Here is a 25,232-nt window from a genome sequence, read left to right on the forward strand (position 1 = left end):
TTAGAAAACGCTCTCCGCCATGAAGACCGCCGCCCAGATCCGCGAGCTGTTCCTCCGCTTCTTCGAGGAGAGGGGGCACCGCCGCGTCCCCAGCTCCTCGCTCGTCCCGCAGAACGACCCGACGCTCCTCTTCACGAACGCCGGGATGAACCAGTTCAAGGACGTCTTCACGGGACGTGAGAAGCGCGACTACTCCCGGGCCACCACCGCGCAGAAGTGCGTCCGCGCCGGCGGCAAGCACAACGACCTGGAGAACGTCGGGTTCACCGCCCGTCACCACACGTTCTTCGAGATGCTCGGGAACTTCTCGTTCGGCGACTACTTCAAGAAGGACGCGATCGCCTGGGCGTGGGAGCTCGTCACCTCCGAGCGCTGGCTCGCGATCCCGAAGGAGCGGCTCGCCGCCACCGTCTTCGCGGGCGAGGGGACCCTGCCTTGGGACGAGGAGGCCTACGACCTCTGGAAGGCGCAGGGCGTCCCGCCGGAGCGGATCCACAAGCTCGGCGCGAAGGACAACTTCTGGGCGATGGGCGACACCGGGCCCTGCGGCCCGTGCTCCGAGCTCCACTTCTTCCAGGGGAACGACATCCCCTGCGCGGAGGAGAAGGCCGGTCGCGCCTGCCAGGGCGTCGCCTGCGACTGCGACCGCTGGCTCGAGATCTGGAACCTCGTCTTCATGCAGTTCGAGCGCGGCGCCGACGGGGGCCTCACCCCGCTGCCCAAGCCCTCGATCGACACGGGCGCCGGCCTCGAGCGCATGGCGGCGGTCGCGCAGGGCAAGCGCTCGAACTACGACACCGACGTCTTCCAGAACATCATCCGCGCCATCGAGAAGCTCGCCGGGAAGCGCTACGGGGCGACCGACGCGGACGACGACGTGTCGATGCGGGTCATCGCCGACCACGCCCGCGCCACGACCTTCCTCGTGGGCGACGGCGTGCTCCCCGCCAACGAGGGGCGCGGCTATGTGCTCCGCCGCATCATGCGGCGCGCCATCCGCCACGGGAAGCGGCTCGGCCTCGAGAAGCCGTTCCTCGCGGACGTGTGCGAGGCGGTGATGCTGGAGATGGGCGACGCGTATCCGGAGACGCGCGAGAACCGCGCCTTCATCACCAAGGTGGCCGCGCAGGAGGAGGAGTCGTTCCGGCGCACGCTCGACAAGGGCCTCGCGATCCTCGAGGCCGAGATGCGCAAGCTCACGGCGCCCGAGACGCACCTCGGCAAGCCCGCCACGCCGCCGCCCGAGCGCCAGCGGCCGGTCATCGAGGGCAAGGTGACGTTCCAGCTCTACGACACCTTCGGCTTCCCCCTCGACCTGACCCGCGTCATCGCGGCGGAGCGCGGCTTCGACGTGGACGAGCAGGGCTTCGACCGGCACATGGCCGAGCAGCGCGCCCGCTCCGAGTGGAAGGGCTCGGGGGAGCAGGCCACCGGCGATCTGCACAAGCAGATCGCGGGCGAGCTCGGCGAGATCCGCTTCCTCGGCTACGAGGCGCCCAGCGCGCGCGCCGAGGTGAAGGCGCTCGTCGCGAACGGCGCGCGCGTCGCGAGGGCGGCGAAGGGGGACCGGGTCGAGGTCGTGACCGCCGCGACACCGTTCTACGGCGAGTCGGGCGGCCAGGTCGGCGACCAGGGCACCATCACCGCGGCCGGCGTGCGCGTCCGGGTGGAGGACACGCACCGGCCCGTCCCCGGGCTCGTCGTCCACGCCGGCGTGGTCGAGGAGGGCGCGCTCGCGGTGGGCGACGTCGTGGAGCTCGCCGTCGACGATCGGCGCCGCGACCTCATCCGCGCGAACCACTCGGCGACGCACCTCCTCCAGCTCGCGCTGCGCGAGACGCTCGGGGAGCACGTGAAGCAGGCCGGCTCGATCGTGGCGCCGGACTACCTGCGCTTCGACTTCTCGCACTTCCAGCCGCTCTCCGACGAGGAGCTCTTCGCCGTCGAGCGGCGGGTGAACGAGCTCGTGCGCGAGAACGCCGAGACGGACACCTCGGTGCTGAGGCTCGAGGAGGCGCGCCAGTCCGGCGCGATGATGATCTTCGGCGAGAAGTACGGCGACGTCGTCCGCGTCGTCCGCATCGGGCCCTCCAAGGAGCTCTGCGGCGGGACTCACGTGCGCCGCGCCGGCGACATCGCGTTCTTCAAGATCGCGAGCGAGGAGTCGATCGCCGCCGGCGTGCGGCGCATCGTGGCGTACACGGGCCCGAAGGCCGTCGAGCTCTCCCAGCGCGAGGCCGACGAGCTCCGGCGCGCGGCGGCGCTCCTCAAGGCGGGCGCCTTCGAGGTCGCGCAGAAGATCGAGCAGAGCCAGCGGCGCGTGAAGGAGCTCGAGCGTGCCCTCGACGACGCGAAGGGCAAGATCGCCGCGGCGCAGTCGGGTGATCTCGTGGCCCAGGCCCGCGAGGTGAACGGCGGCGCGAAGGTCCTCGCCGTGCGCGTGCAGGGCGACGGCAAGAGCCTGCGCGAGCTCGCGGACAAGCTGCGCGATCGGATCGGCAAGGGCGTCGTCGCGCTCGGCGCGGAGCAGGACGGCAAGGCGATCCTGCTGGTCGCGGTCACGAAGGATCTCACCGCGAAGCTCAAGGCGGGCGACCTCGTGAAGGAGGCGGCGAAGCTCGTCGGGGGCTCCGGCGGCGGCAAGCCGGACCTGGCGCAGGCGGGCGGCTCGGACCCCGCCGGGCTCGAGCGGGCGCTCGCGAAGGTGCAGGAGCTCGTCGCCGCCGCGCTCGGGTGATTGGCGAGTCACCCGGGAAACGCCGGACCGCGTTCGGGTGGCGGGGCGGGTGTCAAGCGAGGCGCGGCGTTGACCGCGCCCGCGCCCCCCGCCTACGATCCTCCCCCGCACGATGGCTCCGGTCCCCCGCCCGCGTCCGCAGCGCCGACGTTCACGAATCGTGGACTTCGCGCGAGCGCGCGAGGCGCGGCGGCTCAGGGACTTCCAGGCCCGCTGCCGCACGGTCACCGACGTGAACCGCGGCGCGCTCGGGCGGCTCTTCCAGACCGGCCTCATCTTCACGCGCCAGGGCGCGCGGCTCGGGCGCGACCTCCTCCTCGCCCACCAGCACCTCCTGCGCGTCTCGGACCTGCTCGACAAGATCGGCGAGCTGCCGGATCCCGGCGCGGACGGGGACGCCGCCGCCCTCTACGAGGAGGCGCAGGCGCTCCTCGCGCGCACCACCGAGCTCGCCGCGCGCTGCAGCGTGGTGCTCGCGCGCGGCAGCTGACCGCGCGTCCCGCGCCCGAGGGACGCGCGGCCGCGCGGCCGTCGCCGCCCGTCGCCGTCGCCCCCCGCTCCACGTTCACTGTACGACAACCCCTTCCTTGCGGTCCGCCGCGGGGCAGGGCAGGCTCGCCCGGGTCTCCAACCGGGAGTCAATACCTCCATGCGCAAGCACGCCCTCCTCGCCGCGATCGCGGCCCTCCTCCTCCCCGCCGCCGCGTCCGCGCAGGTCTCCCTCGGCGCCCGGCTCGGCTTCGCCCCGGCGATGGGCAACGTCGGCGGCGACGCCGGGGGCTCCAGCGTCGACCTGAGCGACTTCACGAAGAGCCAGATCCCGCTGCAGCTCGACCTGATGGTCCGCGTGACCCCCCAGCTCGCCCTCGGCGGCTACGCGTCCTACGGCTGGTCGAAGGGGACGCTGGATCTCGACGGGACGAACCAGAACGTGTGCGACCTCGACGGCGTGGACTGCTCCGGCGGGGTGCTGCGGCTCGGGGTGCAGGCGACCTACGCGTTCTCGACCACCGGCCAGTTCCAGCCCTGGGCGGGCGTGGGCACCGGCTGGGAGCGGAACCGGGTGAAGGCGGAGGGCGGCGGCGAGGAGCTCGAGTTCACGTTCTCCGGCTGGGAGGTCCTGAACCTGCAGCTCGGCGGCGACTACTTCGCCTCTCCTCGGTTCGCCGTCGGTCCCTACCTGATGCTCAGCATCGGCCGCTACGGCGAGATGAAGTACTCCGACAGCCTGGGGAACTCCGCGAGCGCCGACATCACCGACAAGGACGCCCACGAGTGGGTTCAGTTCGGCGTCCGCGGCCGCTTCGACCTGTAGCCGCCCGATCATCGAAGCGTCGAAGCCGCTGCGTCGACGGACGGCCGCCTCTCGGGGCGGCCGTCCTCGTTCGCGGGTTGCGGGACGGGCGGGCGCGGAGTACCCCTTCGGCCGCGATCGCGAAGGAGGGAACGCATGCACGGGAAGCTCGTCGAGCTCGAGGTGGAGTCGCGCGCGCTGGCGGGGAACGCGCTCGGGGATCCGGACCGGCGGCTCGTGCTCGCCTACCTGCCGGCCGGCCACGGTGCGGCGCCGCTGCCCGCGGTCTACTTCCTCCACGGCTTCACCGGGAGCGCGCGCGGGTGGTCGAACACCTCGGTGTTCGCGCCGACGGTGCCCGAGCGGCTCGACGCGCTCGTCGCCTCGGGCGCCATCCCGCCGGTCGTGGGGGTGTTCCCGGACGGCATGACCGCGCTCGGCGGGACGCAGTGGACGAACGCGCCCGCCGTGGGCCGCTACCAGGACTACGTCGCGGAGGACGTGGTCGCCCACGTCGACGCCGCGCTCGGCACCCTCCCGCGCCGGGAGGGACGCGCCATCGTCGGGAAGAGCTCGGGAGGCTACGGCGCGCTCGTCATGGGCCGCGACCGGCCCGACGTGTTCGCCCACCTCGCCTGCCACGCGGGGGACGCCTACTTCGAGTACTGCTACCTCCCCGACCTCCCGAAGGCGGCGGCGGCGCTCTCCGCCTCGGGCGACGCGGCGGCGTGGCTCGCGGAGGCGAAGCGGCGCGCGGCGGAGACCAAGCTCGGCGGGGCCGACCACCCCGTCCTGAACGTCCTCGCGATGGCGGCGCACTACGGCCCCGACCCGCGCGCGCCGCTCGGCCTCGCGCTACCCTTCGAGCTGCCCTCCGGCCGCGTCCGCGAGGACGTGTGGGCGCGCTGGCTCGAGCACGATCCCGTCCGCTTCGCGCCGCGGGCGCTCGAGGCCTACCGCCGGCTGGCGAGCGTGTTCGTCGACTGCGGGACGCGCGACGAGTACCACCTGCGCTGGGGCGCCCGCATGGTGGTCGAGACCCTGCGGGCGGGCGGCGTCGAGGTCGTGCACGAGGAGTTCGAGGACGGACACATGGGCATCAACTACCGGTTCGACGCCTCGCTGCGCTTCCTCGTCCCGCGCCTCGCGCGCGGGTAGGGCGATCGCGCGTCGGCGCGCGGCGCGCGCCCGCGGGTGCGCGGCCCGGAGCTCCGCTATCATGCCGGGATGATCGTCCCCTCCCGCGCGGCCGCCTGGTCGCTCCTCTGCGAGTACACGAAGACGCAGCCCCTGCGCCGGCACGCGCTGGCCGTCGAGGCCTCGATGCGGGCGCTCGCGCGGCGCGCCGGCGTGACCGAGCCGGGCGAGCTCGAGACCTGGGGCGTCGTCGGCCTCCTGCACGACTTCGACTACGAGCGCTGGCCGACCGAGGCGGACCACGTCTTCCGCGGCATGGAGATCCTGCGCGCGCAGGGCTGGCCCGAGGCCATCGTGAAGGCGGTGGGGGCGCACGCGTTCTACACGGGCGTGCCGCGCGAGACGCCCATGGAGCGGGCCATCGTGGCCGCGGACGAGCTCACCGGGTTCGTCGGCGCCTGCGCGCTCGTGCGGCCGTCGCGGAGCGTCGTCGACCTGCCGCCCGAGTCGGTGGTGAAGAAGATGAAGGACAAGGCGTTCGCGCGCTCGGTGGACCGCGAGTACATCCGGCGGGGCGCCGAGGAGATCGGGGCGCCGCTCCCCGAGCTCGTCGCGCTCGTCATCCGCGCTCAGATCCCCATCGCGGAGCGGCTGGGGCTCGCGGGGGCCCCCGCGCCGGACCTGCCGGACGCGCCCGTCCCGCCCGAGCCGGCCGAGCCCGCGGGGTAGCCCGCCGCCCTTGCCTCCCGGGTGGGGGCGAAGGTGCCCCGCGCGGAGATGGCGGGCCCCGCCGGACCGGGCCGCCGCTCACCGCCGCGTCCTAGCGCGAAGCCCGGCCTTAGCTTGGAGACATGGCCAGGACCACGCTCGCGCTCCTGCTCGCCGTGACCGCCTGTGGACGGCTCGACGACGTGGACTTCACGCGCTCCGCGACGCTCACCATCCCGGGGACCCCCGGCGGCGGACCCTCGGGGGCGATCGGTGGATTCGCCCCGATCGACCTCGGCGGTCAGGAGGCGCTCCGCGCGCAGGGCATCGACCCGGGCGACATCGACTCCGCGCACCTGCGCCGGCTGCACCTCGAGGTGCGGGAGGGCGCGAGCCTCGAGACGTGGCTCGACGACCTCGTCCTGCGCGCCCGGGCGGACGGCCTCCCCGCCGTCGTCGTCGCCGAGAAGCACGGCGTCCGCGCGCTGCCGGCCGGGACGCGCGCCCTCGACCTCGACGTCCACGGCGACGTCGACCTGAAGCCGTACCTCACCGGCCAGTCCCCGACGCTCGGCATCGAGGCGACCGGCGCGCCGCCCGCCTCGAACACCACCGTCGAGATCACCGCGACGATCCGCGTCGACGTGAACGTGACGGGGCTCCTTCGCTGAACGACAGCTCGTGGTTCGCGCTCATGGAGGCGGCCCTGGTCGGACGAGCGGCGCACCGCGCGCTCCGGTTGGGCATCGACGGGGTAGGCACGCGCGGTCCGGGAACGCTCCGCGCGGAGCACTGCGGGCGCAGAACGGTGAGCGTCATCGGCGGCAGTGTAGGGGTTCGCAAGCCGGGAGCACGCAAGCGGCGAGTCGTCGCTCCCGCCGCGCGGCCATGCGAACCGGTCCTCCGTCCGCTGGAGCTTCGGCCAACTCCGGGCCGCCGCTGGGTCACGGCGGCCACATCCCGAGCTGCATGACGGGACGCAGGGGCGCCATGTCAGCGCGCGAGAGCGGCGTCGGCTTGTCGCCCGCATCGCGGCGGAAGCGATTCATGTGGCCGCGCCCGAAGGTGCTCGCGTGAAGCAGATTGTGGGCTCGGCAGGCGAGCCGAAGATTCTCGACCGTGGGCGGTCCCCCGAGGGCGGCGGGCTGGATGTGGTCGAGCTCGAGCTTCCAGCGGCTGTTGCAGCGGCAGCCGTCCGGGCCGACCCAGGCGCAGCGTCCCCCGTCGCGCTTCCACACCGCGCGGCGCACTATCGCCGGGATCGTGGTCCTCGCAGCCGGCGGCTTCGCCGCGGTCTTCTTCGTCGCGGCGGCATTCGTCGTCCCGGCCTGCTTCGCTTCCTTCGTCTTCCGCTCCGGCGCGACCGCGCCCTTGCGCTTGCCGTGTTTTTCGATGGCGCAGCGGATCGCCTCGTGAAGCACCGCCGCGAGGTCGCCGTCCGGGACCTTGTGCGACAGAAGTGACCGGAGTGTCTCGAGGTCCTCCTTGCAGGCGCGGTCGAGGGTGACACGGAGCGACCAGTGGCTCTCCGAGACGGCGAGCGTCTCGGCCCGTCGCTTCGGCTGCACGTGGACGAGAGAGGTCTCCGGGAGCGAACCCGTGGCGGGTCCCGGATCAAGGGTCGGCTCAGCAGGGGCGGGCGCAGTCGCCGCGGTCGCCGCCTCGGACCGCTCGGCTTCAGGGAGCTCCAGTGGGATGCTCACCGTGGCGGGCGCGCGCTCGGGCAGCTTGCGGAGGCCTGCGCGCGGAGCGGTGCGGCTCTGGACGGAGGCGACGAGGTGCTCGACCTCGGACCGGGTCCGGAAGGCGGCGCGAGTGAGGAGATGGTCCACGTTCTCCTCGGTGAGCACCTGGCCGAGGAGCGCCACGGTGGACAAGCAAAGGCGCCCATCGCGCAGAGAAGCCTCGAGGATCGGGAAGCGGCGCAGCACCCGCATCGCCTGGATGCGCCGGCCGGCGGCGCCCTCGCGGAGGTGGAGCGCCTCCAAACAGTACGCCCAGAGGGACGCATGGCCGACCTCGACGAAGGCGCGGCGCCGATCGAACTCGTTGAGGTGCAGGAGGAAGTCGACCTGGACGGCACGTTCCTCTCCGGCGAGCTCGCGCAGGCGGATCGCGAGCGCGTTCGATTCGAGAGAAGCGGGGGCGAGCGCAGACATGGGTGTGCACCTCCAGTACTACCCTTCGTAGCACGCGATTTCCGGAGCTCCGGAGACGCTCGAGGTTCGCGTCTGGCCGCCGTTCTCCGGCACACCCTCGTCGATGCCCCAAGGCGACCGGCGCGCGCGGTCCGCGCGAGAATCGTGCGCGAGAGCGGCCTTTCCGCGCCGCCCATATGCCCCGAGGGCGATCGAGGCGAGGAAGGCGTCAACGGGAAATGTTTCACCCACCGCAACTGGGACGCCCGCCCTGAGCGCGAGCGACGCCGCGGCTCCCGTCGAACTATCGCTGGCGGTAGCAGTTACTTTGGGTGAACAGATGACTCCCGCGACGCTCCGGCCCGTGCGCCGGCGCGAGCTGCGGATGCGCGTCGTTCGCATGCGCCCGTTGAATTCACGGCTGCGCCGCCATGTCGGTCCCTACACGACGAGACGTCCGCACGCTTCGCCACCTCTGGCGCGTTCATCGCGGGAACGCCCGGAGCGCGTGCGCCAGACCCCGTCGCCCGGCGGCCCGCGATCTAAAGAGAACGGCCGCCCGGGGGCGGCCGCTCTCTTCCTGGCGTCACCGGGAGCCGGCGCCGCTCAATCACGCCCGCCGCGGCGCAGGAACGCCGGGATGTCGTACTGGTCCTCGTCGAGCGGCTTGTAGATGGCGGGCTCGCGACGGATCGAGACCGGCGTGCGCACCACGGCGGGCGCGGTCGCGGGGACGGTCTGGCTGGCGAGGCGGATCGGATCCTTCTTCGCCTCGGGAGGCAGCGGCGGCGGCATCGCCTTCGCGACCGGCGCGGTGATGGGCACCTGCACCTGCGTGGCGGGCCGGGCGGTGGGCTTCACCTCCCGCTGGTGGAACCCGGTGGCGATGACGGTGATCTTCACCTCGTCGCCGAGGTGGTCGTTGATCACCGAGCCGAAGATGATGTTCGCGTCCGGGTCCGCCGCGGCCTGCGCCATCGACACCGCCTCGTTCACCTCGAACAGGGTGAGGTCGGGGCCGCCGCTGATGTTCACGAGCAGGCCCGTGGCGCCGTCGAGCGTCACGTCCTCGAGGAGCGGCGAGTTGATGGCGGCCTGCATCGCCTCCACCGCGCGGCGGTCGCCGCCGGCGCGGCCGGTGCCCATGAGCGCGAGGCCCTGCTCGCTCATGATGGTGCGCACGTCGGCGAAGTCGACGTTCACGAGGCCGTGCACGGTGATGAGGTCGGAGATGCCCTGCACCGCGTTGAGCAGCACCTCGTCGGCGCGCTTGAACGCGTCGGCGAGCGACATGTTCTCACCCGCCACCGAGAGCAGCCGCTGGTTGGGGATGACGATGAGCGTGTCGACGGCCGCCTTGAGCTCGGCGAGCCCCTGCTCGGCCTGCTTGCGGCGCTTGTTCCCCTCGAAGAGGAACGGCTTCGTCACGACGCCGACGGTGAGGGCGCCCGTGGACTTGGCGATGTCGGCCACGACCGGGGCGCCGCCCGTCCCGGTGCCGCCGCCCATGCCGGCGGTGACGAACACCATGTCGGCGCCCTCGAGGGCCGACGCGATCTGATCGCGCTCCTCGAGCGCCGCGGTGCGTCCCACCTCCGGGTTGGCGCCCGCGCCGAGGCCGCGCGACGCGCTCCGCCCCAGCTGGATCTTCACGCTCGCCTTGTTGGCCGCGAGCGCCTGCACGTCCGTGTTCGCGGCGATGAACTCGACGCCGTCGAGGCGCCCCGCGACCATCGTGTTGATCGCGTTGCCGCCGCCGCCCCCGACGCCGATCACCTTGATTCGCGCGCCGTCCTGCTTGTCCGTGTACTCGATCATGGCAGGCTCCCCGCGGGCTAGAAGATCTCCCCGAGCCACTCCTTCATCCGGTTCTTCACCTTCCGGTACACGTTCTCCTCGCGGATCTTGAAGTACGGCGAGAGATCCTGCTGCTGGGCCCCGTAGATCACGAGGCCCACCGCGGTCGCGTACATCGGGCTCTTCACCACGTCGACCAGGCCGCCGATGCCGCGCGGCATCCCCTTGCGCACCGGCAGGCCCAGCACCTCCTCGGCCATCTCCGTCATGCCGGCGAGGAGCGTCGAGCCGCCGGTGATGACGATGCCCGAGGCGAGGATCTCCTCCATCCCGCACTTCTGCAGCTCGTGCTGGACGAGCATGAAGATCTCCTCGACCCGCGGCTCCACGATCTCGGCGAGGATGTGGCGGGAGAGGACGCGGGGCTGGCCGCCGCCCACGCTCGGCACCTCGATGGTCTCGGACTTGTCGACCATCGAGCCCATCGCGCAGCCGTACTGCTTCTTGATCCGCTCGGCCTCGTGCGTCGGGGTGCGGAGCCCGACCGCCACGTCGTTCGTGAGGTGGTTGCCGCCGAGGGAGATGACGGCGGTGTGCTGGATCGCGCCGTTGTGGAAGACCGCGATGTCGGTCGTGCCCCCGCCGATGTCCACGAGGCAGACGCCGAGCTCCTTCTCGTCGTCGGAGAGGGTCGCGAGCGAGGACGCGAGCGGCTGCAGGACGATGTCGGCGACGTTGAGGCCGGTGCGCTGCGCGCACTTCACGATGTTCTGCGCGGACGAGACCGCGCCCGTGACGATGAGCGCCTTCGCCTCCAGGCGCACGCCGCTCATCCCGACCGGCTCCTTCACGCCGTCCTGGTCGTCGACCACGTACTCCTGCGGCAGGACGTGGATCACCTCGCGGTCGAGCGGGATCGCGACCGCCTTCGCCTGGTCGATGACGCGGTCGACGTCCTGCTGGCGGACCTCCTTGTCCTTCACCGCCACCACGCCGTGCGAGGGGAAGGCCTTGATGTGGCCGCCGGCGATCCCGGTGTAGACGGTGCTGATCTCGCAGCCCGCCATGTGCTCCGCCTCCTCGATCGCGCGCTTGATCGAGGCGACCGTGGCGTCGATGTTGACGACCACGCCCTTGCGCAGCCCCTTCGACGGGTGCGAGCCGATGCCGATGATGTCGATGCCGTCGTCGGTCACCTCGCCGACGATGGCGCAGATCTTCGTCGTGCCGATGTCCAGGCCGACGAGGATGTCCCCGGTTTTCGCCATTGACCACCTCCGGGCGAGTTGGCGCCGTCGCGCTTCGCCCAACCTGCGGCCCTCTCGGACCGCCACCACCGCCACCACCTTCGCGCCGCGCCGACCACCGGCCGCGCCGCGAGCCGAAGCTCGACCCGCGCTAGGGGCTCGCCTGCTCAGGCGAGCCCTTCGCGCGCGACAGCCGCACGGCCACCCAGTCCGGGCGCCGCCGGTTGTCGAGATGCAGCACTTCCGCGCGCTGCCCCTCGGCGTCGACCGCCGCGAGCACGCGCTCCAGTCGCGAGAGCTTCTCGGGAAGCTCCCCCTGTCCCAGCCGGATCTCGACGCCCTCTTCGCCGGCCCAGAGCGTCGTCCCGTAATCCGCGTCGAGGTGGATCTCGGAGATGGGCGCGCGCCTGTCGAGGCCGCGCTCCGTCCAGCGGTCGACGAGCGCGAGCGCACCCGCGAGGCGCGGCTCGACGTCGTCCCGGTGCTCGACCCACTCCTCGCGCCCGATGCCCGTCACCACCGGCAGGTCCAGCCCGTCTCCGGGCGTCGCCCGCTTGAAGACCTCGCCCCGCTCGTCGACGAGGTAGAGCGCGCCCAGATCGACGAGGGCGCGCGCGCGCCGCTCCACCACCGCCACCTCGAGCGCCGCGGGAAACCGCCGGCGGACCTCCACCGAGGCGATCCACGGGTGCCGCCGCAGCGCCGCCGCCACCGCGTCGGGATCGACCGCGAGCAGGTGGTCCCCCACCGCCACCGGAGAGAGCTCGAGCAGCTCCTGCGCGGTCGCGCGCGAGAGGCCCTCGAAGCGGATCTCGTCGATGCGCAGCAGGCTGCCCACCACCGCCACGCGCCAGACGCCGAACCCGGCGCCGGCCAGGCAGAGGGCGAGCACGGCGAACGGGAACGCGAAGCGGAGGGCCGCCGCGGCCTTGCGCCGCCGCTCCCCCGGAACCCTGTCCACGCGCCGCCGGTTCGGACCCCGCGCCACCGCCGCTCCCCAGCGCCCGGTCACGGGGCCGCCGCACACGGCCGCCGCGCTTCCGGGCGGTATCGCCCGATGTTGGAGGATGGCAGAGGGCCGGGGGGCCGCAAGTTTTCGACCTACACGCGACCCAGGGGCGAGTCCGATCAGCGGGTTGGCCGGCCTCGATGCGGGGGAGGGCCGAGCCGGTGTGGGGCATGACGGTCGAGGTCGAGGTCGAGGTCACCCACAGTGAACTGACCGATCTTCGGGCACACGCCCGCCGCCACCTCCACCTGCCGCCGTCCCCTTCTTTCGCCCCTGCCGGCGCTCGTGCTCTCGTGGGTCGCTCTACCGCTCGGCGGTGCCCCTCTTCGAGCGGACCTCGATCGACCGATTCTCCAAACGCCCGCGAAAGCCCTGGTGCATCGCCCGGCCGGTACCTCGACTCCTGGGCTAGGGGTCTCCTCGTAGCGTCCTCGAGCGGCATACGTCGTGCCACACGAGCACCTAGCGTCGTGGGAGTCGGCAGGGGGGGAAACATGAAGACGACGAGGCGGACGGGCAGGTGGCTGCGCGGTGTGGCGGCGTTGCTGGCGGCGGGGTGGGCGAGCGCTGGAGCGGGTCAAGTGCCGCCGACGGTGCTGGCCGGTAGCGCCATCCCGAAGTGGATGGAGGAGCTACCGCGGATCAACCTCCAGGGCGGGCAGGCCGCGGACACGCCGCCCTGGACCATCGACACGCACTACGGGTACGACTCCGCTACGAGGACGCCCGGGAAGCTCTCGCTGCACATGTGCGAGGTGAAGGCGCAGATGCTGCCGGGGAAGCTCTACGGCCCCACGACGACGTGGGCGTACCGGGCCGGAGGCTGTCCGACGTCGGGCGAGACTCTCGACACGTACCTCGGTCCCGTCGTCGTCGCGCAGCGCGGCATCCCGACCGAGATCACGTACGTGAACGAGCTCGGCACGGTCGCCACCACGAAGCTCGACGCGTACCGGACGAGCACAGACCAGACGCTGCACTGGGCGGATCCCCTCAGCCTCGGCTGCATGATGAAGGCCGCGATGAACGAGTGGACGGACGCGAACGGCGCCTTCGTCATGTACCCGCCCCCCGGGGATCCGTGCGCCTTCGACTACGACGGACCGATCCCGGCGGTGGCGCACCTCCACGGCGGCGAGGTGCCGGCCGAGGTCGACGGCTCCCCGGACTCGTGGTTCACCCCGGACCTGGGCGAGGACTCGCGGTTCGGCCCGAAGTACTACACCAAGGGTTACGAAGGGCCCGAGGACGCCGCGCCGGGCAAGGCCGTCTACACGTACCCCAACGTCCAGGAGGCCGCGCCGCTCTGGTTCCACGATCACACGCTCGGCGCGACGCGTCTCAACGTCTACGCGGGGCTCGCCGGCGCGTACCCGCTGAAGGACGATCCGGCGAAGCTCGCGGACTTCCTGCCGGCCGTCGAGGAGACGATCCCCATCATCATCCAGGACCGGAGGTTCTACACGAACGGTGAGCTCTGGTTCACCGCAGGCCTGAACGGCGGCTTCACCGCGCCGAGCCCGGGCTGGGCGCTCAACCCCGAGCACCCGTACTGGAACCCGGAGTTCCTCGGCGACGCGATCGCGGTGAACGGGAAGGTGTGGCCGCGCCTCACGATCCCGGCGAAGCGGCACCGCTTCCTCTTCGTGAACGGCTCGAACGCGCGCACCTACGAGCTCTTCCTCACGAACCCGAAGACGAAGGTGAACGGCCCGGCGCTGTGGGTGATCGGGACCGACGGCGGCTACCTCGACGCGCCCGCGAAGATCGATCCCAGCGGGACGAAGACGATCCCGCAGAAGCTCGTGATCATGCCGGGCGAGCGGTACGAGATCATCGTCGACTTCACGAACTACGCCGGCCAGACCCTGCTGCTGCGGAACACGGCGCGCGCCCCCAATCCCGGGGGCGCGACGCCGAACGGCTCCACTACCGGCCAGATCCTCCAGCTCCAGATCGGCCCCGCGGCGCCGGGAACCCCCAACCATCCGGCCGCGCCCCGCGCGATCGTCCGCAAGCAGCCCATGCAGCGGCTCGTCCAGCCCGGCGCGGTGACGCCGAGCGTCGCCCCCGATCTCGTCCGGCAGCTCACGCTCAACGAGGTGATGGGCATGCCGATGACCGCGGTGAACCCCATCAACGGCGCGCTCACCGCGTATCCGGGTGGCCCGCTCGAGATCCTCGTCAACAACACGAAGTGGACCGGCGTCGCGGCGATGGGCGAGCCGAGGACGGACTTCACGCCTCGGGACGGTGACGACCTCGCCTACTCCGAGGTCCCGGTGGAGGGCGACGTCGAGGTCTGGGAGATCGTGAACACGACCGCCGACGCGCACCCGATCCACCTCCACCTCGTGCAGTTCCAGATCCTCAGCCGGCAGAGGTTCGACGCCGCGAAGTACGCGGCCGCGTACGCCCTGGCCTTCCCGAAGGGCTGCACGCCCGTCGACCCCATGGGCACGACCTACTGTCCGGGCTACGGCCCGCCGCTCGCGTACGGGACGAAGGACACGCCGCAGGACACCTCGGAGAAGATCGCGACCGCCCTGCGCCGCGATTACCCGGTCCGGACGGGCGTCCCGGTCGTGGGCGGAAACCCCGACGTCACGCCCTACCTGCAGGGGCCGGTGCTGCCCGCGGTCACCTACGAGCGCGGCTGGAAGGACACCGTCCAGGCGCCGCCCGGGATGGTGACGCGCATCCTCGTGCGGTGGGGGCCCACCGACACGGCCACCACCGCGGCGGCGAGGTTCGCGTTCGACCCATCGGGCGACGATACGTACAACTACGTCTGGCACTGCCACATCATCGACCACGAGGACAACGAGATGATGCGGCCGGACTTCGTCACGCCGGCTTCCGGCGTGACGCGGGAGTTCACCCGGGGGACGGAAGTCACGAGCTACTGATCATCTCGGCGGCACCCCGGCGCCCCGGTCGCGAGCTCGCGGCCGGGGCGCCGTCGCGAGCTGCGAGCGAGCGCTCGGGAGGGCGCGCCGCGGGAAGCGGAGGCTGCCCCGCGCCCTTGGCCCGCCGGTCACTCCGTGCTCTCATCCCCCCGTGTTCCTCCCCGACGAAGCCGCCGCCGCGCTCGAGGCGCTGCGGCGCACCGGCCACGAGGTGCGGTTCGAGATCAAGAAGGCCTGCGAGCAGGAGCGCTGGCGGCTCAAGGCGCTCTACGACGTCGCGGACGACGACGGGGTGCCGCCCCGCACGATCCACCTCGGGCTCCTCTGGTCCGACGACCGCCAGGGCGTGCGCGATCTCAGGGAGCGGCTCGAGCGGGGCGAGAGCGGCCGGGCGCCGTAGCGCAGTCGCCGCCGCCCGAGGGTCCGCGGTTCGGCCGATGGGCTTTCACGCTCCGCACGGGTACTCGCCGTGAAGGGCCGTCTGGGCGATCGTCGCCCTCCGGAGAACGGAGGCGTCACGATGGATGGCGAGGTGGGGTGCCGGCGCACGTGGAAGCCGCCGCGCGGCGCGCGCCTCTCCCGGGCACGAGCGCCCCGCGACGTTCCGCGGTAGATCGCCGACTGCATGAAGCTCCCCCTCTTCGGCAAGGCGCACGAGGCGACCGCGGGACCGGACTTCGTCTGGTTCGTGTACGGCTCGTCGCTCGACGGCGAGGCGTTCGCCGCGTGGGCCCACGAGCACGGCTACGCGGCGCCGTCGTTCGAGGGCGCCCGGCGCGTGCGGCTCGTCGGCTACCGCCTGGCGTTCGACGTGCTCTCCCGCGCGTGGGGAGGCGCAGTGGCGAACCTCGCCCGCTCGCCGGGCGACGTCGTCGAGGGGATCGCCCTGCCCATGCCCGGCCCGTCGCGCGGCCTCGCCGATCACAGGGAGGGGGCGGTCTCCGGGCTGTACGAGGCGTTCGAGGTGGAGCTCTCGCCGGTCGACGGCGGCCCGCACGTCCCCGCCATCGCCTACCGCGCCACCAACTCGCGCCGCCTGGCGAGTGACGCGCCGCCGTCACCCGCCTACCTGGAGGTGCTGCTTCGCGGCGCCCGCGCGCGCGGCCTCTCGGACGAGTGGATCCGGCGCCTCGAGGCGCTCGCGCCGAAGCGCTGAGCCGAGCGCGCTCCCGGTCAGGCGAGCGCGCCCCGCGGCGGCGCCGGGCGCCGGCGGGCGACGGCGAGGTACGACAGCGCCGCGAGCTTCCCGGCGCTCATGGTCAGGTAGCTCGCCCAGCTCCAGGGGATGCCGAGGGCGAAGGCGATCCCCACGAGGAACGCGCCAGTGTCGAGCGCCACGCCGGCGAGCTGCGACCAGAGCACGCGCGCGCGGAACGAGCCGCGCACCTTCGTGAACACGAGCTGGTCGAGGAGCTCGGCCGCGAAGAAGGCGCCGCCGGACACGAGCGCGAGCCGCGGGTTGAACGCGGCGGTGATGAGCGCGCCCGCGAGCGAGGCGAGCCACACCTTGCCGCCGATCTCCTGCTGGGCGTAGTCGCGCAGGATGAACGTCGCGCCCACGAGCAGCGTCGCGAACGAGAACACGCCGCCCCAGGGCGGCCGGACGGGCGGGAACACGACGAAGGCCGCGTTCACCGCGATGATGGAGAGGACGTAGAGGAGCGTGCGCAAGGGGACCTTCGGAGAGCGGCAGAGAGGTATACCCGGAGCGCGGCGCGGCGCACGCCGGCGTCACCGCACCTCGATGACGCCCTGGAACATGTTCATCGCGCAGGCGTACCTGAGCTCGCCGGCGCGCGCCGGCGTGAAGGAGACGGTGACCGGCTCGTTCAGCGGCAGCGGCTGGTGGATGCCGAGCTCGGGGAGCACGAGCTCCTTCGCGCAGGTCTCGTCGGTGGTGCGCGTGACCACGAGGGTGAGGGGGACGTCCTTCCTCGCCTGCACCTTCCAGGGCTCGAAGCCGCGCTTCGTCACCGTGATCCTCACCGGCTCACCGGGTCCGGGGCGGCGATCGCAGGCGGCGAGGCCGGCGAGGGCGCCGAGCAGGGCGACGAGGGCGAGGGTGGGGGTGCGCATCGGGCATTCTCCTTGCGTCGCGCGCCCGCGTCCCGGGCGCGGCGGCGCAGTCTCGCATGCATGCGCGTCGCGCGCGACACCATCGGGGGAAGGGCGCGCGGGCTGCGCCCGCGGTCGATGGGCCGACGCGGCGCGTCCGGCGCGACCGGGGAGTCGCGCGCGGGCAGCGCCCGCACCTAGCGTCAGCCAACGTGCTGAGCGCGTCCCTGCTGCTCGCGTCCCTCGCCGCCGCTGCGACCGCGGCGTGGCCCGGCTCGCCCGACTGGCCGCTCGTCCCCGGCATGATGGGCTACAACGCGCTCCCGGTCCTGCCCAACGTCGACCCCGTGATCGGGACGCGCGTGGAGGTGGAGCTGTCCGCCGCGGCACAGGTCTCCGGCCTCGCGCTCCGGGATCACGCCGCCACCCCCTACCTCCGGCTGCTGTTTCCGTTCCGCGAGACCGCCGCGCTGGAGGTGGACGGGACGCCCATCGAGATCTGGCGCACCTCCACGGCGACGCAGCACCGGCTCGGAGCGCGCTACCGTGCGGACGGCACCCCGGGAGACGCCCGGTTCGGCGCACGCTTCCTCCTCCTCCGGGAGCGCGCGGCGCCCGCGGTAGGCCTCCGGCTCAGCGTGAAGTCGGCCACGGGCAAGGGGCTCGCCTCGCGCCGGTTCACGAACGCGCCGGGCTACGCGATCGACCTCCTCGCGGGCAAGGACCTCGGCGCGCTCGGCGCGGCGCGCCTGCGCGCGCTCGGGCGGGTCGGCTTCGTCTCCTGGCAGTTCGCGCAGAACCGGCAGGACGACGCGTTCGCCTACGGCGGGACCCTGCGCGCGAGCGGCCCGTCGGGCGCGGCGGTCGAGCTCGAGTGGCGCGGGTACGCCGGGTGGCGGTTCGCCGATCGCCCGAGCGTGCTCGGGCTCGGAGCGATCGTGCCGGTGCGCGGCGGCGAGCTCAGGGCGGCGCTGAACGCCGGGGTCACCGCGGACGCCCCGCCGCTCGAGCTGCGGGTCGGCTACGTGTGGCGCTTCCAGGTCCCGGCGCTGCTGCGGGCGCAGGGGCCGGCGGCGCGGCCTACGCCTTGAGCGCGGCGCCGTCGAGGATGCGCTCGCACAGATCGGGGAAGGCGAGCCCCAGGCCGGCGGCGATCTTCGGCACGAGAGAGGTCGCCGTCATGCCGGGGAGGGTGTTCACCTCGAGGATGAACGGCGTGCCGTCGGGAGCCACGATGAAGTCCACGCGGCTCACCCCGCTGCAGCCGAGGCCGCGGTGCGCGACCTCCGCGGCGGCCATCACGCGCGCCACGTGCGCCTCGGGGATGCGGGCCGGGTAGTAGTACTTGGTCGTCCCGGCGGTGTACTTGGCGGCGTAGTCGTAGAACTCGTTCGCGGGGGCGATCTCGATCGCGCCGAGCGCCTTGCCCTCGAGCACGGCCACGTTCACCTCGGTGCCCTTCACGTAGCGCTCGACGATGACGTCGCCCTTGTAGCGGGCCGCCTCGCGGCACGCGTCGGCGAGCCGGGCCGCGTCCTTCACGATCTGCACGCCCACCGAGGAGCCCTCGCCGGCGGGCTTCACGACGCAGGGCACGCCGAAGGGGAGGTCCGAGGCGCGGATCTCGGCGGCCCGCCCGGGCGGGAACGCGCGGTACTCGATGACGTCGAGGCCGAGCGCCTTGAAGATCGCCTTCGAGACCGTCTTGTCCATGCCCATCGCGGACGCGGTGACGCCGGAGCCGGTGTACGGGATCTCCATGCACTCGAGGAGCCCCTGCACGCAGCCGTCCTCGCCCCAGCGGCCGTGCAGCGCGACGAAGGCGACGTCGATCCGGAGCTCGCGCAGCCGCGCGGCGAGCTCGGTGTCCACGTCCACGAGCGCGACGTCGTGGCCCTTCGTGCGGAGCGCGTCGGCGCAGGCGGCGCCGGTGCGGAGCGAGACCTCGCGCTCCGAGGAGCGACCGCCATACAGCACCGCGACCTTCTTGCCCGTCCACTTGCCCATTGTCCGTCTCCCGATCCTCAGACAGCGACCTCGAACCCTACCGCGACCTCGCTCACCATTCCGCGGCTCACTCCCCGCGCAGCGCCTCGAGCTCCTCTGCAAGGAACTCGCCCACGAGCCGGACCTCGGTCTCGAGCGCGAGGCCGAACCGCTCCTTCACCTTGCGCCGCGCGAGCGCCATGAGCGCGAGGACGTCGCGCGCGGTGGCCCCGCCGAGGTTCGAGATGAAGTTCGCGTGGACGTCCGACCACGTGGCGTTCCCGACACGGTACCCCTTGAGGCCGACGGCCTCGATGAGCCGGCCGGCGAAGTCGCCCGGGGGGTTCGTGAACGTCGAGCCGAAGGTGGGACGGTCGAGCGGCTGTGTCCGCCGGCGCCGATCGCGGTCCTCCTGCATGACGCGCGCGCTCTCGGCCACGTCGCCCGGCCGCAGGGTCACCGCGAGCCGCGTGACGACGGCGCCCGCGGGGAGGCGGCAGGTGCGGTAGGCGAAGCCGAGCGCCGCGGCGGGGACGAACCCCGCGCCGTCGGCGGTCGCGAGCTCGACCTCGGTGACGACGTCCTTCATCTCTCCGAGGGTCGTCCCGGCGTTCATCGCCACCGCGCCGCCGAGCGTGCCGGGGATGCCCGCCACGAACTCCACCCCGACGAGGCCCGCTGCGTGGGCCTGGATCCACAGCCGGGTGGTGGGCGCGCCGGCGCCGAGCACGAGCCGGGAGCCCTCCCGGCGCTCCTCCCCGAACCCCTGCGGCAGCCGGAGGACGACGCCGCGCACGCCCGCGTCGGCGACGAGGGTGTTCGCGCCGCCGCCCAGGATCGTGAGCGGCACCCCGAGCTCGCGGACCGCGCGGAGCAGCGCCGCGAGCGCGTCGGGATCCTCCGGGCGGACGAGGAGGTCGGCCGAGCCGCCGACCCGCACGGCCGTGCGCGGCGCGAGGGGCGCGTCGCGCACGAGCTCCCCGCGCACTCGCCGCGCGAGCTCCGCGCGCCAGTCGGCGGCGCCCGCCCCGAAGACCGCGCCCGGCACGCTAGCCCTCGAGCAGCCCGAGCAGCTCGGGGCCGACCGCGGTGATGTCGCCCGCGCCGAGGGTGAGGACGATGTCGCCGGGCCGCACCCGCGCGCGCGCCGCGCGGGCGAGCTCGGCGCGGGGCGCGAGCGAGACGTCGCGGTGGCCGCAGGCGCGGATCGCCTCGGCGAGCGCCTCGGAGGTCGCGCCGGGGATGGGCTCCTCGCCGGCGGCGTAGATGTCGGTGAGGACGAGCACGTCCGCGTCGTTGAAGGCGGTCGCGAACTCCGGGAGCAGGTCGCGCGTGCGCGTGTAGCGGTGCGGCTGGAACAGGCACACCACCCGCCGGCGGAAGGCCTCGCGCGCGCCGAGCAGGGTCGCCTTCACCTCCGCCGGGTGGTGGCCGTAGTCGTCGACCACCGTCACGCCGCCCGCCTCCCCGCGCACCGTGAAGCGGCGCTGCACGCCGCCGAACGAGGCGAGCGCCGCGCGGGTGACGTCGGGCGGCACGCCCATCTCGTCGGCGAGCGCCACGACCGCGAGGGCGTTGAGCGCGTTGTGGCGCCCGACGAGCTTCACCTCGAAGCGGCCCAGCGGCTCCTCGCGCCGGAAGGCGTCGAAGCGGACCGCGTGGCCGGAGACCTCGATCGCCTCGGCGCGGTAGTCGGCCTGGTGGCCCTCGCCGTAGGTGACGTAGCGGCTCTCCACCTCGGGCAGGAGCGACTGCACGGTGGGGTGGTCGATGCACAGGATCGCGCGGCCGTAGAACGGGACGCGGTTCACGAAGTCGAGGAAGCCCCGCCGCAGCGCCTCCTCGGTCTTCCAGTGATCGAGGTGCTCCGGGTCGATGTTCGTGACGATCGCGATGGTCGGCGGGATGTGGAGGAACGAGCCGTCCGACTCGTCCGCCTCGACGACCATGTAGTCACCCCGGCCGAGCTTCGCGTTCGAGCCGAAGGTGTTCACCTTGCCGCCCACCACCGCCGTCGGGTCGAGGCCCGCGTGGGCGAGGAGGTGCGCCGCGAGCGAGGTGGTCGTGGTCTTCCCGTGCGAGCCGGCGATGGCCACCCCGTACTTGAGCCGCATGAGCTCGGCGAGCATCTCCGCGCGGGGGATGATCGGGATCTTGCGGCGGCGCGCCTCGACGACCTCCGGGTTGTCCCGGCGGACCGCCGAGGAGGTGACGACCACGTCGACCTGCTCGACGTGCTGCGCCGCGTGGCCCCGCTCGATCCGGCCGCCGAGGCCGGCGAGGCGGCGGGTGATCTCCGACTCCTTCAGGTCGGAGCCGGAGACGGCGTAGCCGAGGTTCAGCAGCACCTCGGCGATGCCGCTCATGCCGATGCCGCCGATGCCGACGAAGTGGATCTTGGCGGGTCTGGAACGGAAGAGGCTCATCGCGTGGGGGTCCGGGCGGTCAGGCGAGGTCGGGTGGGCGGACGGGGCCGTGGCCGGGGGCGCGCTCCTGGCCGGCGGGGGAGCCCCAGCGGCGGCGCACGAGCTCGGCGCACACGTCGCCGATCTCCTTCGCCGCCTGCGGGCTGCCGAGCCGCCCCGCGGCGCGCACCATCCGCTCGCGCCGCTCGGGGTGGGTGAGGACGGAGCGGATCTCCGCGGCGAGCAGCTCGCCGGTGAGGTCGCGCTCCTCGATCATGACCGCCGCGCCCGCGTCCACGAGGCTGCGCGCGTTCAGCACCTGGTGGTTGTCGGCGGCGGCGGGGAAGGGGACCAGGATCGACGGCTTCTTGCAGACGGTGAGCTCGGCGAGCGTGGTCGCGCCGGCGCGGCACACGACGAGGTCGGCCCCGGCGTACGCCGCGCTCATGTCGTGGATGAACTCGCGCACGTCCGGCTCGAACCCGCAGGCGCGGTAGCCCTTCTCGACCTGCTCGCGGTCGCGCGCGCCGGTCTGGTGGGTGACGCGGAGCCCGTCGCGCAGGTCGGCGAGGTGCGGGAGCGCCTCGACGACGCGCATGTTGAGCGCGTGCGCGCCCTGCGATCCGCCGAAGACGAGGAGCCGCAGCCGGTCGTGCTCGACGTCCGGCCGCATGTAGTTCTCCATGAGCTTGCGGCGGATGGGGTTGCCGAGCTGGTACACCTTGCGGCCGGGGAAGTGCCGCGCGGCCTCCGGGAAGGCGGTGAAGACCGCCTCGACGAACCGCCCGAGCACCCGGTTGGTGAACCCGGCGATCGCGTTCTGCTCCTGGACCGCCGTCGGGATCCTGAGCAGCGAGGCCACGAGCACCACGGGCCCGCTCGCGTAGCCGCCCACCCCGATCACCACGTCCGGCCGCCACTTGCGCAGGATCCGGTAGGACTGGAGGAGCGCGCGCGGGATGAGGAGCAGGTTCACGAGGAGCGAGAGGAGCCCCTTGCCCTTCAGCCCCTTCACGTCGATGAGCTCGATCGGGAACCCCGCCGCGGGGACGACCTTCGCCTCGAGCCCGCGCCCGGTGCCGACGAAGACGACGTCGTTCGCCGGGTGGCGCCCGACCACCTCCTCCGCGAGGGCGATGCCGGGGAAGACGTGGCCCCCGGTGCCGCCGCCGGCGATGAGCATCCTCATGACGTCGTCCCTTCCGCACCCGTGTCGAGCCGTGCGTCCCCGGCCGCCCGCGACCGCTCGGCGCCCGGGCGCACGATCACCGCCGAGGGCGCGCGGCGCAAGAACCCGCCGCGCTCGCCGCTCACCGTGAGCAGGACGCCCGCCGCCCCGAGGAGCGTCATGAGCGAGGAGCCGCCGTAGGAGACGAAGGGCAGGGTGAGCCCCTTCGTCGGCAACAGGCCGAACACCACCGCCAGGTTCACGAGCGCCTGCGCGCCGACGAGCGAGGTCACGCCGAGCGCCGCGTAGCAGCCGAACGGCTCGGACGCGTGCAGCGCGGCGCGCACGCCGCGCCAGACCACCACCGCGTACAGCGAGACGAGCAGCAGGATCCCGAGCAGCCCCGTCTCCTCCGCGATCACCGCCGCGATGAAGTCCGTGTGCGCCGCCGGCAGGTAGAAGAGCTTGCCCTTGCCCTGGCCGAGCCCCTGGCCGAGCCAGCCGCCGTGCGCGGTGCCGAGGAGCGACTCCCAGAGCTGGAACCCGGGCCCGTAGCGGTAGCGCTCCGGATCGAGGAACGCCATGACGCGCTCGTACCGGTAGGGCGTGGACTTCACGAGGTGCCAGGCGACGGGCAGGGCGAGCAACCCCGCGCCGAGGAGGTAGGAGACGCGCGCGCCCGCCGCGAAGAGCATCGCGAAGAGGACGAGGAAGAGGATGACCCCCGTCCCCATGTCGCTCTGCCACAGGCAGAGGGCGACGAGCGCGCCCGTCACGAGGAGGTGGGGGAGGAGCCCGATGGAGAAGATCCGGACCTTCTCCTGCTTCCGCGCGAGCGAGCGCGCGAGGTAGAGGACGAGCGCCACCTTCGCCGCCTCGGCGGGCTGGAACTGCAGGGGGCCGAGCGGGATCCAGCGCTGCGCGCCGCCGGCGGTCTTCCCGAGCACCGGCACGAGGAGGAGGGTGAAGAAGGTGACGGCGAGGAGCGGGTAGGCGAGCGCCGAGATCCTCCGGGCGCCGAGGCGGAGCGCGGCCACGAGCAGCCCGACCCCCACCCCGGCCGCGAGGAGCTGCCGCTTCAGGTAGTAGAACTCGTCGTGCCCGAGCCGCGCGCTCTGTGACGCCGGGATCGCGCTCGCCGAGTACACCATCACCGCGCCGAGCGCGGTGAGCGCGAGCAGCGCGCCGAGGAGGAGCCCGTCGATGTGGGCCCCGGCGCGCGGCGCGGACGTGTCCTCGGCTCGGCTCATGAGAGCTCCGCGACGTGGCGGCGGAACGCGGCGCCACGCTCCTCGTAGCTGCGGAACTGATCGTAGCTCGCGCAGGCCGGAGAGAGGAGGACCGCGTCCCCCGGACGGGCGAGGGCCGCCGCCCGACGCACCGCGGCCTCGAGCGTGCCGCAGGGCTCGGTGGGGCAGAGATCGCCGAGCTCGCGCTCGACGGCGGGCGCGTCCTCGCCGACGGTGAGGAGCGCCTTCACGCGGCCGGGGAAGAGCGGACGGAGGGGGGCGTACGGCGCTCCCTTGCCGCGGCCGCCCATGACGAGCACGACGCGCGGCGCGCCGGCCGGGAAGGCGGAGAGGCCGACGTAGGTGGAGTCGACGTTGGTCGCCTTCGAGTCGTTCACCCACTCCACCCCGCCCCGCTCGGAGACGAGCTCGAGCCGGTGCGGCAGGCCGGGGAACGCGTCGAGCCCCGCCTGCACCGCGTCGCCCGGCACGCCGAGGAGCCGCGCCGAGAGCACGGCGGCCATCGCGTTCTCGCGGTTGTGCCGTCCGCGGAGCGCCCGGTTGGCCAGGCGGAAGCGCTCGGGCGCGCCGCCGCCGCGCCGGATCCACAGCTCGGTCGCGCCGCCCGCCCCCGGCTCGCCGCCCGGATCGCGCGCGCCGTCGGGCGCGGGGGGGCCGAAGCCGAAGGTGTGCAGCGCGGCGCGCGAGCTCTCGGCCATGGCGAGCGCGCGCGGGTCGCGGGCGTTCGCGACGGCGTGGTCGTCCGCCTGCTGGAGCGCGAAGAGCCGCGCCTTGGCGGCGGCGTAGTCGTCCACGTCGCGGTAGCGGTCGAGGTGATCCGGGGTGACGTTCAGGATGGCCGCCACGCGCGGGCGGAGCGAGAGGAGCCCCTCGATCTGGAAGGACGAGAGCTCGAGGACGACCACCTCCGCGCCGCCGCCCTCGAGGACGTGCTCGCAGAGGGGGGTGCCGAGGTTCCCGCCGGTGAACGTCCGCCGGTGGCGCGCGAAGAGGGCGCCGGCGAGCGCGGTCGTCGTGCTCTTCCCGTTCGTCCCGGTGATCGCGACGATCGGCACCGCGGGGAGGAAGCGGGCGGCGAGCTCCGCCTCGCCCCACACGGGCACGCCTGGCGCGCGGGCCGCGCGGAGCTCGGGGATCGCCATGGGGACGCCGGGCGAGACCACGACGAGGTCGGCGTGCTCGAAGTCGGCGGGATCGTGGCCGCCGAGCGCGCGGCGCACGCTCGCGCCGGCGAGCGCGGCGAGCGGGGCGGAGAGGTGCTCCTCGCCGCGCCGGTCGGTGACGGTGACGCGCGCGCCCTCGCGCGCGCAGAGGCGCGCCGCCGCCACGCCGCTCTTGGCGAGGCCGACGACGGTGACGCGCTTGCCCTTCAGATCGGGGGTGCTCAAGGCC

Annotated in this window: 22 protein-coding genes; 10 read left to right on the forward strand and 12 right to left on the reverse strand. The window is 73.2% G+C overall.

Annotated features, from left to right (window positions below; translation table 11 throughout):
- The first annotated feature begins 19 nt into the window (after positions 1 to 19).
- The 6 genes from alaS to MNY60_RS10760 all read left to right on the forward strand — a co-directional run bounded on the left by alaS (position 20) and on the right by MNY60_RS10760 (position 6,547).
- Positions 20 to 2,737: an alanine--tRNA ligase gene (gene alaS / locus MNY60_RS10735; RefSeq protein WP_242341198.1), complete on the forward strand. Its 2,718-nt coding sequence runs from the start codon at positions 20 to 22 to the stop codon at positions 2,735 to 2,737.
- 160 nt (positions 2,738 to 2,897) lie between these two features.
- Positions 2,898 to 3,227, forward strand: coding sequence for a hypothetical protein (locus MNY60_RS10740; protein WP_242341197.1), 330 nt, complete (start codon positions 2,898 to 2,900; stop codon positions 3,225 to 3,227).
- Between the two features lie 159 nt (positions 3,228 to 3,386).
- Positions 3,387 to 4,052: an outer membrane beta-barrel protein gene (locus MNY60_RS10745; protein WP_242341196.1), complete on the forward strand. Its 666-nt coding sequence runs from the start codon at positions 3,387 to 3,389 to the stop codon at positions 4,050 to 4,052.
- A gap of 135 nt (positions 4,053 to 4,187) precedes the next feature.
- Positions 4,188 to 5,189 carry an alpha/beta hydrolase family protein gene (locus MNY60_RS10750; RefSeq protein WP_242341195.1) on the forward strand — a complete coding sequence of 334 codons (1,002 nt, stop codon included), beginning with the start codon at positions 4,188 to 4,190 and terminating at the stop codon, positions 5,187 to 5,189.
- A 69-nt stretch (positions 5,190 to 5,258) separates the two neighbouring features.
- Positions 5,259 to 5,897 (forward strand): HDIG domain-containing metalloprotein, encoded by a 639-nt coding sequence (locus MNY60_RS10755; protein ID WP_242341194.1) that lies wholly within the window; start codon positions 5,259 to 5,261, stop codon positions 5,895 to 5,897.
- A 122-nt stretch (positions 5,898 to 6,019) separates the two neighbouring features.
- A complete protein-coding gene (locus MNY60_RS10760) occupies positions 6,020 to 6,547 on the forward strand; it encodes a hypothetical protein (protein WP_242341193.1) in 528 nt (175 codons plus the stop codon).
- Positions 6,548 to 6,820: 273 nt separating this feature from the next.
- On the opposite strand, the gene MNY60_RS10765 is transcribed toward MNY60_RS10760, so the two are convergent.
- The 4 genes from MNY60_RS10765 to MNY60_RS10780 form a co-directional block, all read right to left on the reverse strand.
- On the reverse strand, positions 6,821 to 8,035 hold the full coding sequence (locus tag MNY60_RS10765) for an HNH endonuclease (RefSeq protein ID WP_242360615.1): 1,215 nt from the start codon (positions 8,033 to 8,035) through the stop codon (positions 6,821 to 6,823).
- A gap of 585 nt (positions 8,036 to 8,620) precedes the next feature.
- Positions 8,621 to 9,832 carry a cell division protein FtsZ gene (gene ftsZ, locus MNY60_RS10770; RefSeq protein WP_242339187.1) on the reverse strand — a complete coding sequence of 404 codons (1,212 nt, stop codon included), beginning with the start codon at positions 9,830 to 9,832 and terminating at the stop codon, positions 8,621 to 8,623.
- Positions 9,833 to 9,849: 17 nt separating this feature from the next.
- Positions 9,850 to 11,079, reverse strand: a complete 1,230-nt coding sequence (gene ftsA, locus MNY60_RS10775; RefSeq protein WP_242339185.1) for a cell division protein FtsA — start codon at positions 11,077 to 11,079, stop codon at positions 9,850 to 9,852.
- A 130-nt stretch (positions 11,080 to 11,209) separates the two neighbouring features.
- The gene (locus tag MNY60_RS10780) at positions 11,210 to 12,019 is read right to left on the reverse strand and encodes a cell division protein FtsQ/DivIB (protein WP_242360616.1); all 810 of its coding nucleotides are present in this window, start codon (positions 12,017 to 12,019) and stop codon (positions 11,210 to 11,212) included.
- Between the two features lie 641 nt (positions 12,020 to 12,660).
- On the opposite strand from MNY60_RS10780, the gene MNY60_RS10785 reads away from it, so the two are divergent.
- The 3 genes from MNY60_RS10785 (at position 12,661) to MNY60_RS10795 (ending at position 16,132) form a co-directional block, all read left to right on the forward strand.
- Positions 12,661 to 14,976, forward strand: coding sequence for a multicopper oxidase domain-containing protein (locus tag MNY60_RS10785; RefSeq protein ID WP_308197126.1), 2,316 nt, complete (start codon positions 12,661 to 12,663; stop codon positions 14,974 to 14,976).
- Between the two features lie 151 nt (positions 14,977 to 15,127).
- A complete protein-coding gene (locus MNY60_RS10790) occupies positions 15,128 to 15,376 on the forward strand; it encodes a hypothetical protein (RefSeq protein ID WP_242339181.1) in 249 nt (82 codons plus the stop codon).
- Positions 15,377 to 15,601: 225 nt separating this feature from the next.
- Positions 15,602 to 16,132 (forward strand): gamma-glutamylcyclotransferase, encoded by a 531-nt coding sequence (locus MNY60_RS10795; RefSeq protein ID WP_242360617.1) that lies wholly within the window; start codon positions 15,602 to 15,604, stop codon positions 16,130 to 16,132.
- Positions 16,133 to 16,149: 17 nt separating this feature from the next.
- Here the strand turns inward: MNY60_RS10795 and MNY60_RS10800 are convergent, their stop codons facing one another.
- Both MNY60_RS10800 and MNY60_RS10805 read right to left on the reverse strand, forming a co-directional pair.
- Positions 16,150 to 16,647 (reverse strand): hypothetical protein, encoded by a 498-nt coding sequence (locus tag MNY60_RS10800; protein WP_242339175.1) that lies wholly within the window; start codon positions 16,645 to 16,647, stop codon positions 16,150 to 16,152.
- Positions 16,648 to 16,707: 60 nt separating this feature from the next.
- A complete protein-coding gene (locus MNY60_RS10805) occupies positions 16,708 to 17,052 on the reverse strand; it encodes a cupredoxin domain-containing protein (RefSeq protein WP_242339173.1) in 345 nt (114 codons plus the stop codon).
- A 191-nt stretch (positions 17,053 to 17,243) separates the two neighbouring features.
- Between MNY60_RS10805 and MNY60_RS10810 the strand changes: the two genes are divergently transcribed.
- Positions 17,244 to 18,122, forward strand: a complete 879-nt coding sequence (locus tag MNY60_RS10810) for a hypothetical protein (RefSeq protein ID WP_242360618.1) — start codon at positions 17,244 to 17,246, stop codon at positions 18,120 to 18,122.
- On the opposite strand, the gene MNY60_RS10815 is transcribed toward MNY60_RS10810, so the two are convergent.
- The 6 genes from MNY60_RS10815 to murD all read right to left on the reverse strand — a co-directional run bounded on the left by MNY60_RS10815 (position 18,112) and on the right by murD (position 25,228).
- On the reverse strand, positions 18,112 to 19,038 hold the full coding sequence (locus MNY60_RS10815) for a D-alanine--D-alanine ligase (RefSeq protein ID WP_242360619.1): 927 nt from the start codon (positions 19,036 to 19,038) through the stop codon (positions 18,112 to 18,114). The two genes, MNY60_RS10810 and MNY60_RS10815, sit on opposite strands and share 11 nt — an antisense overlap.
- Before the next feature lie 67 nt (positions 19,039 to 19,105).
- Entirely contained in the window at positions 19,106 to 20,065 is a 960-nt protein-coding gene (gene murB, locus MNY60_RS10820; protein WP_242360620.1) for a UDP-N-acetylmuramate dehydrogenase, read from the reverse strand.
- A 1-nt stretch (position 20,066) separates the two neighbouring features.
- On the reverse strand, positions 20,067 to 21,443 hold the full coding sequence (gene murC / locus MNY60_RS10825; protein WP_242339163.1) for a UDP-N-acetylmuramate--L-alanine ligase: 1,377 nt from the start codon (positions 21,441 to 21,443) through the stop codon (positions 20,067 to 20,069).
- 19 nt (positions 21,444 to 21,462) lie between these two features.
- Positions 21,463 to 22,611 carry an undecaprenyldiphospho-muramoylpentapeptide beta-N-acetylglucosaminyltransferase gene (gene murG, locus MNY60_RS10830; RefSeq protein ID WP_242339160.1) on the reverse strand — a complete coding sequence of 383 codons (1,149 nt, stop codon included), beginning with the start codon at positions 22,609 to 22,611 and terminating at the stop codon, positions 21,463 to 21,465.
- Positions 22,608 to 23,840 carry a putative lipid II flippase FtsW gene (ftsW, locus tag MNY60_RS10835; RefSeq protein WP_242360621.1) on the reverse strand — a complete coding sequence of 411 codons (1,233 nt, stop codon included), beginning with the start codon at positions 23,838 to 23,840 and terminating at the stop codon, positions 22,608 to 22,610. Before ftsW ends, murG begins: the two co-directional genes overlap by 4 nt.
- On the reverse strand, positions 23,837 to 25,228 hold the full coding sequence (gene murD / locus MNY60_RS10840; RefSeq protein ID WP_242360622.1) for a UDP-N-acetylmuramoyl-L-alanine--D-glutamate ligase: 1,392 nt from the start codon (positions 25,226 to 25,228) through the stop codon (positions 23,837 to 23,839). Before murD ends, ftsW begins: the two co-directional genes overlap by 4 nt.
- Between the last annotated feature and the right edge of the window lie 4 nt (positions 25,229 to 25,232).

Origin of the sequence: Anaeromyxobacter sp. SG17, from assembly GCF_022690695.1 — a bacterium.
Taxonomy (GTDB): Bacteria; Myxococcota; Myxococcia; order Myxococcales; family Anaeromyxobacteraceae; genus Anaeromyxobacter; species Anaeromyxobacter soli.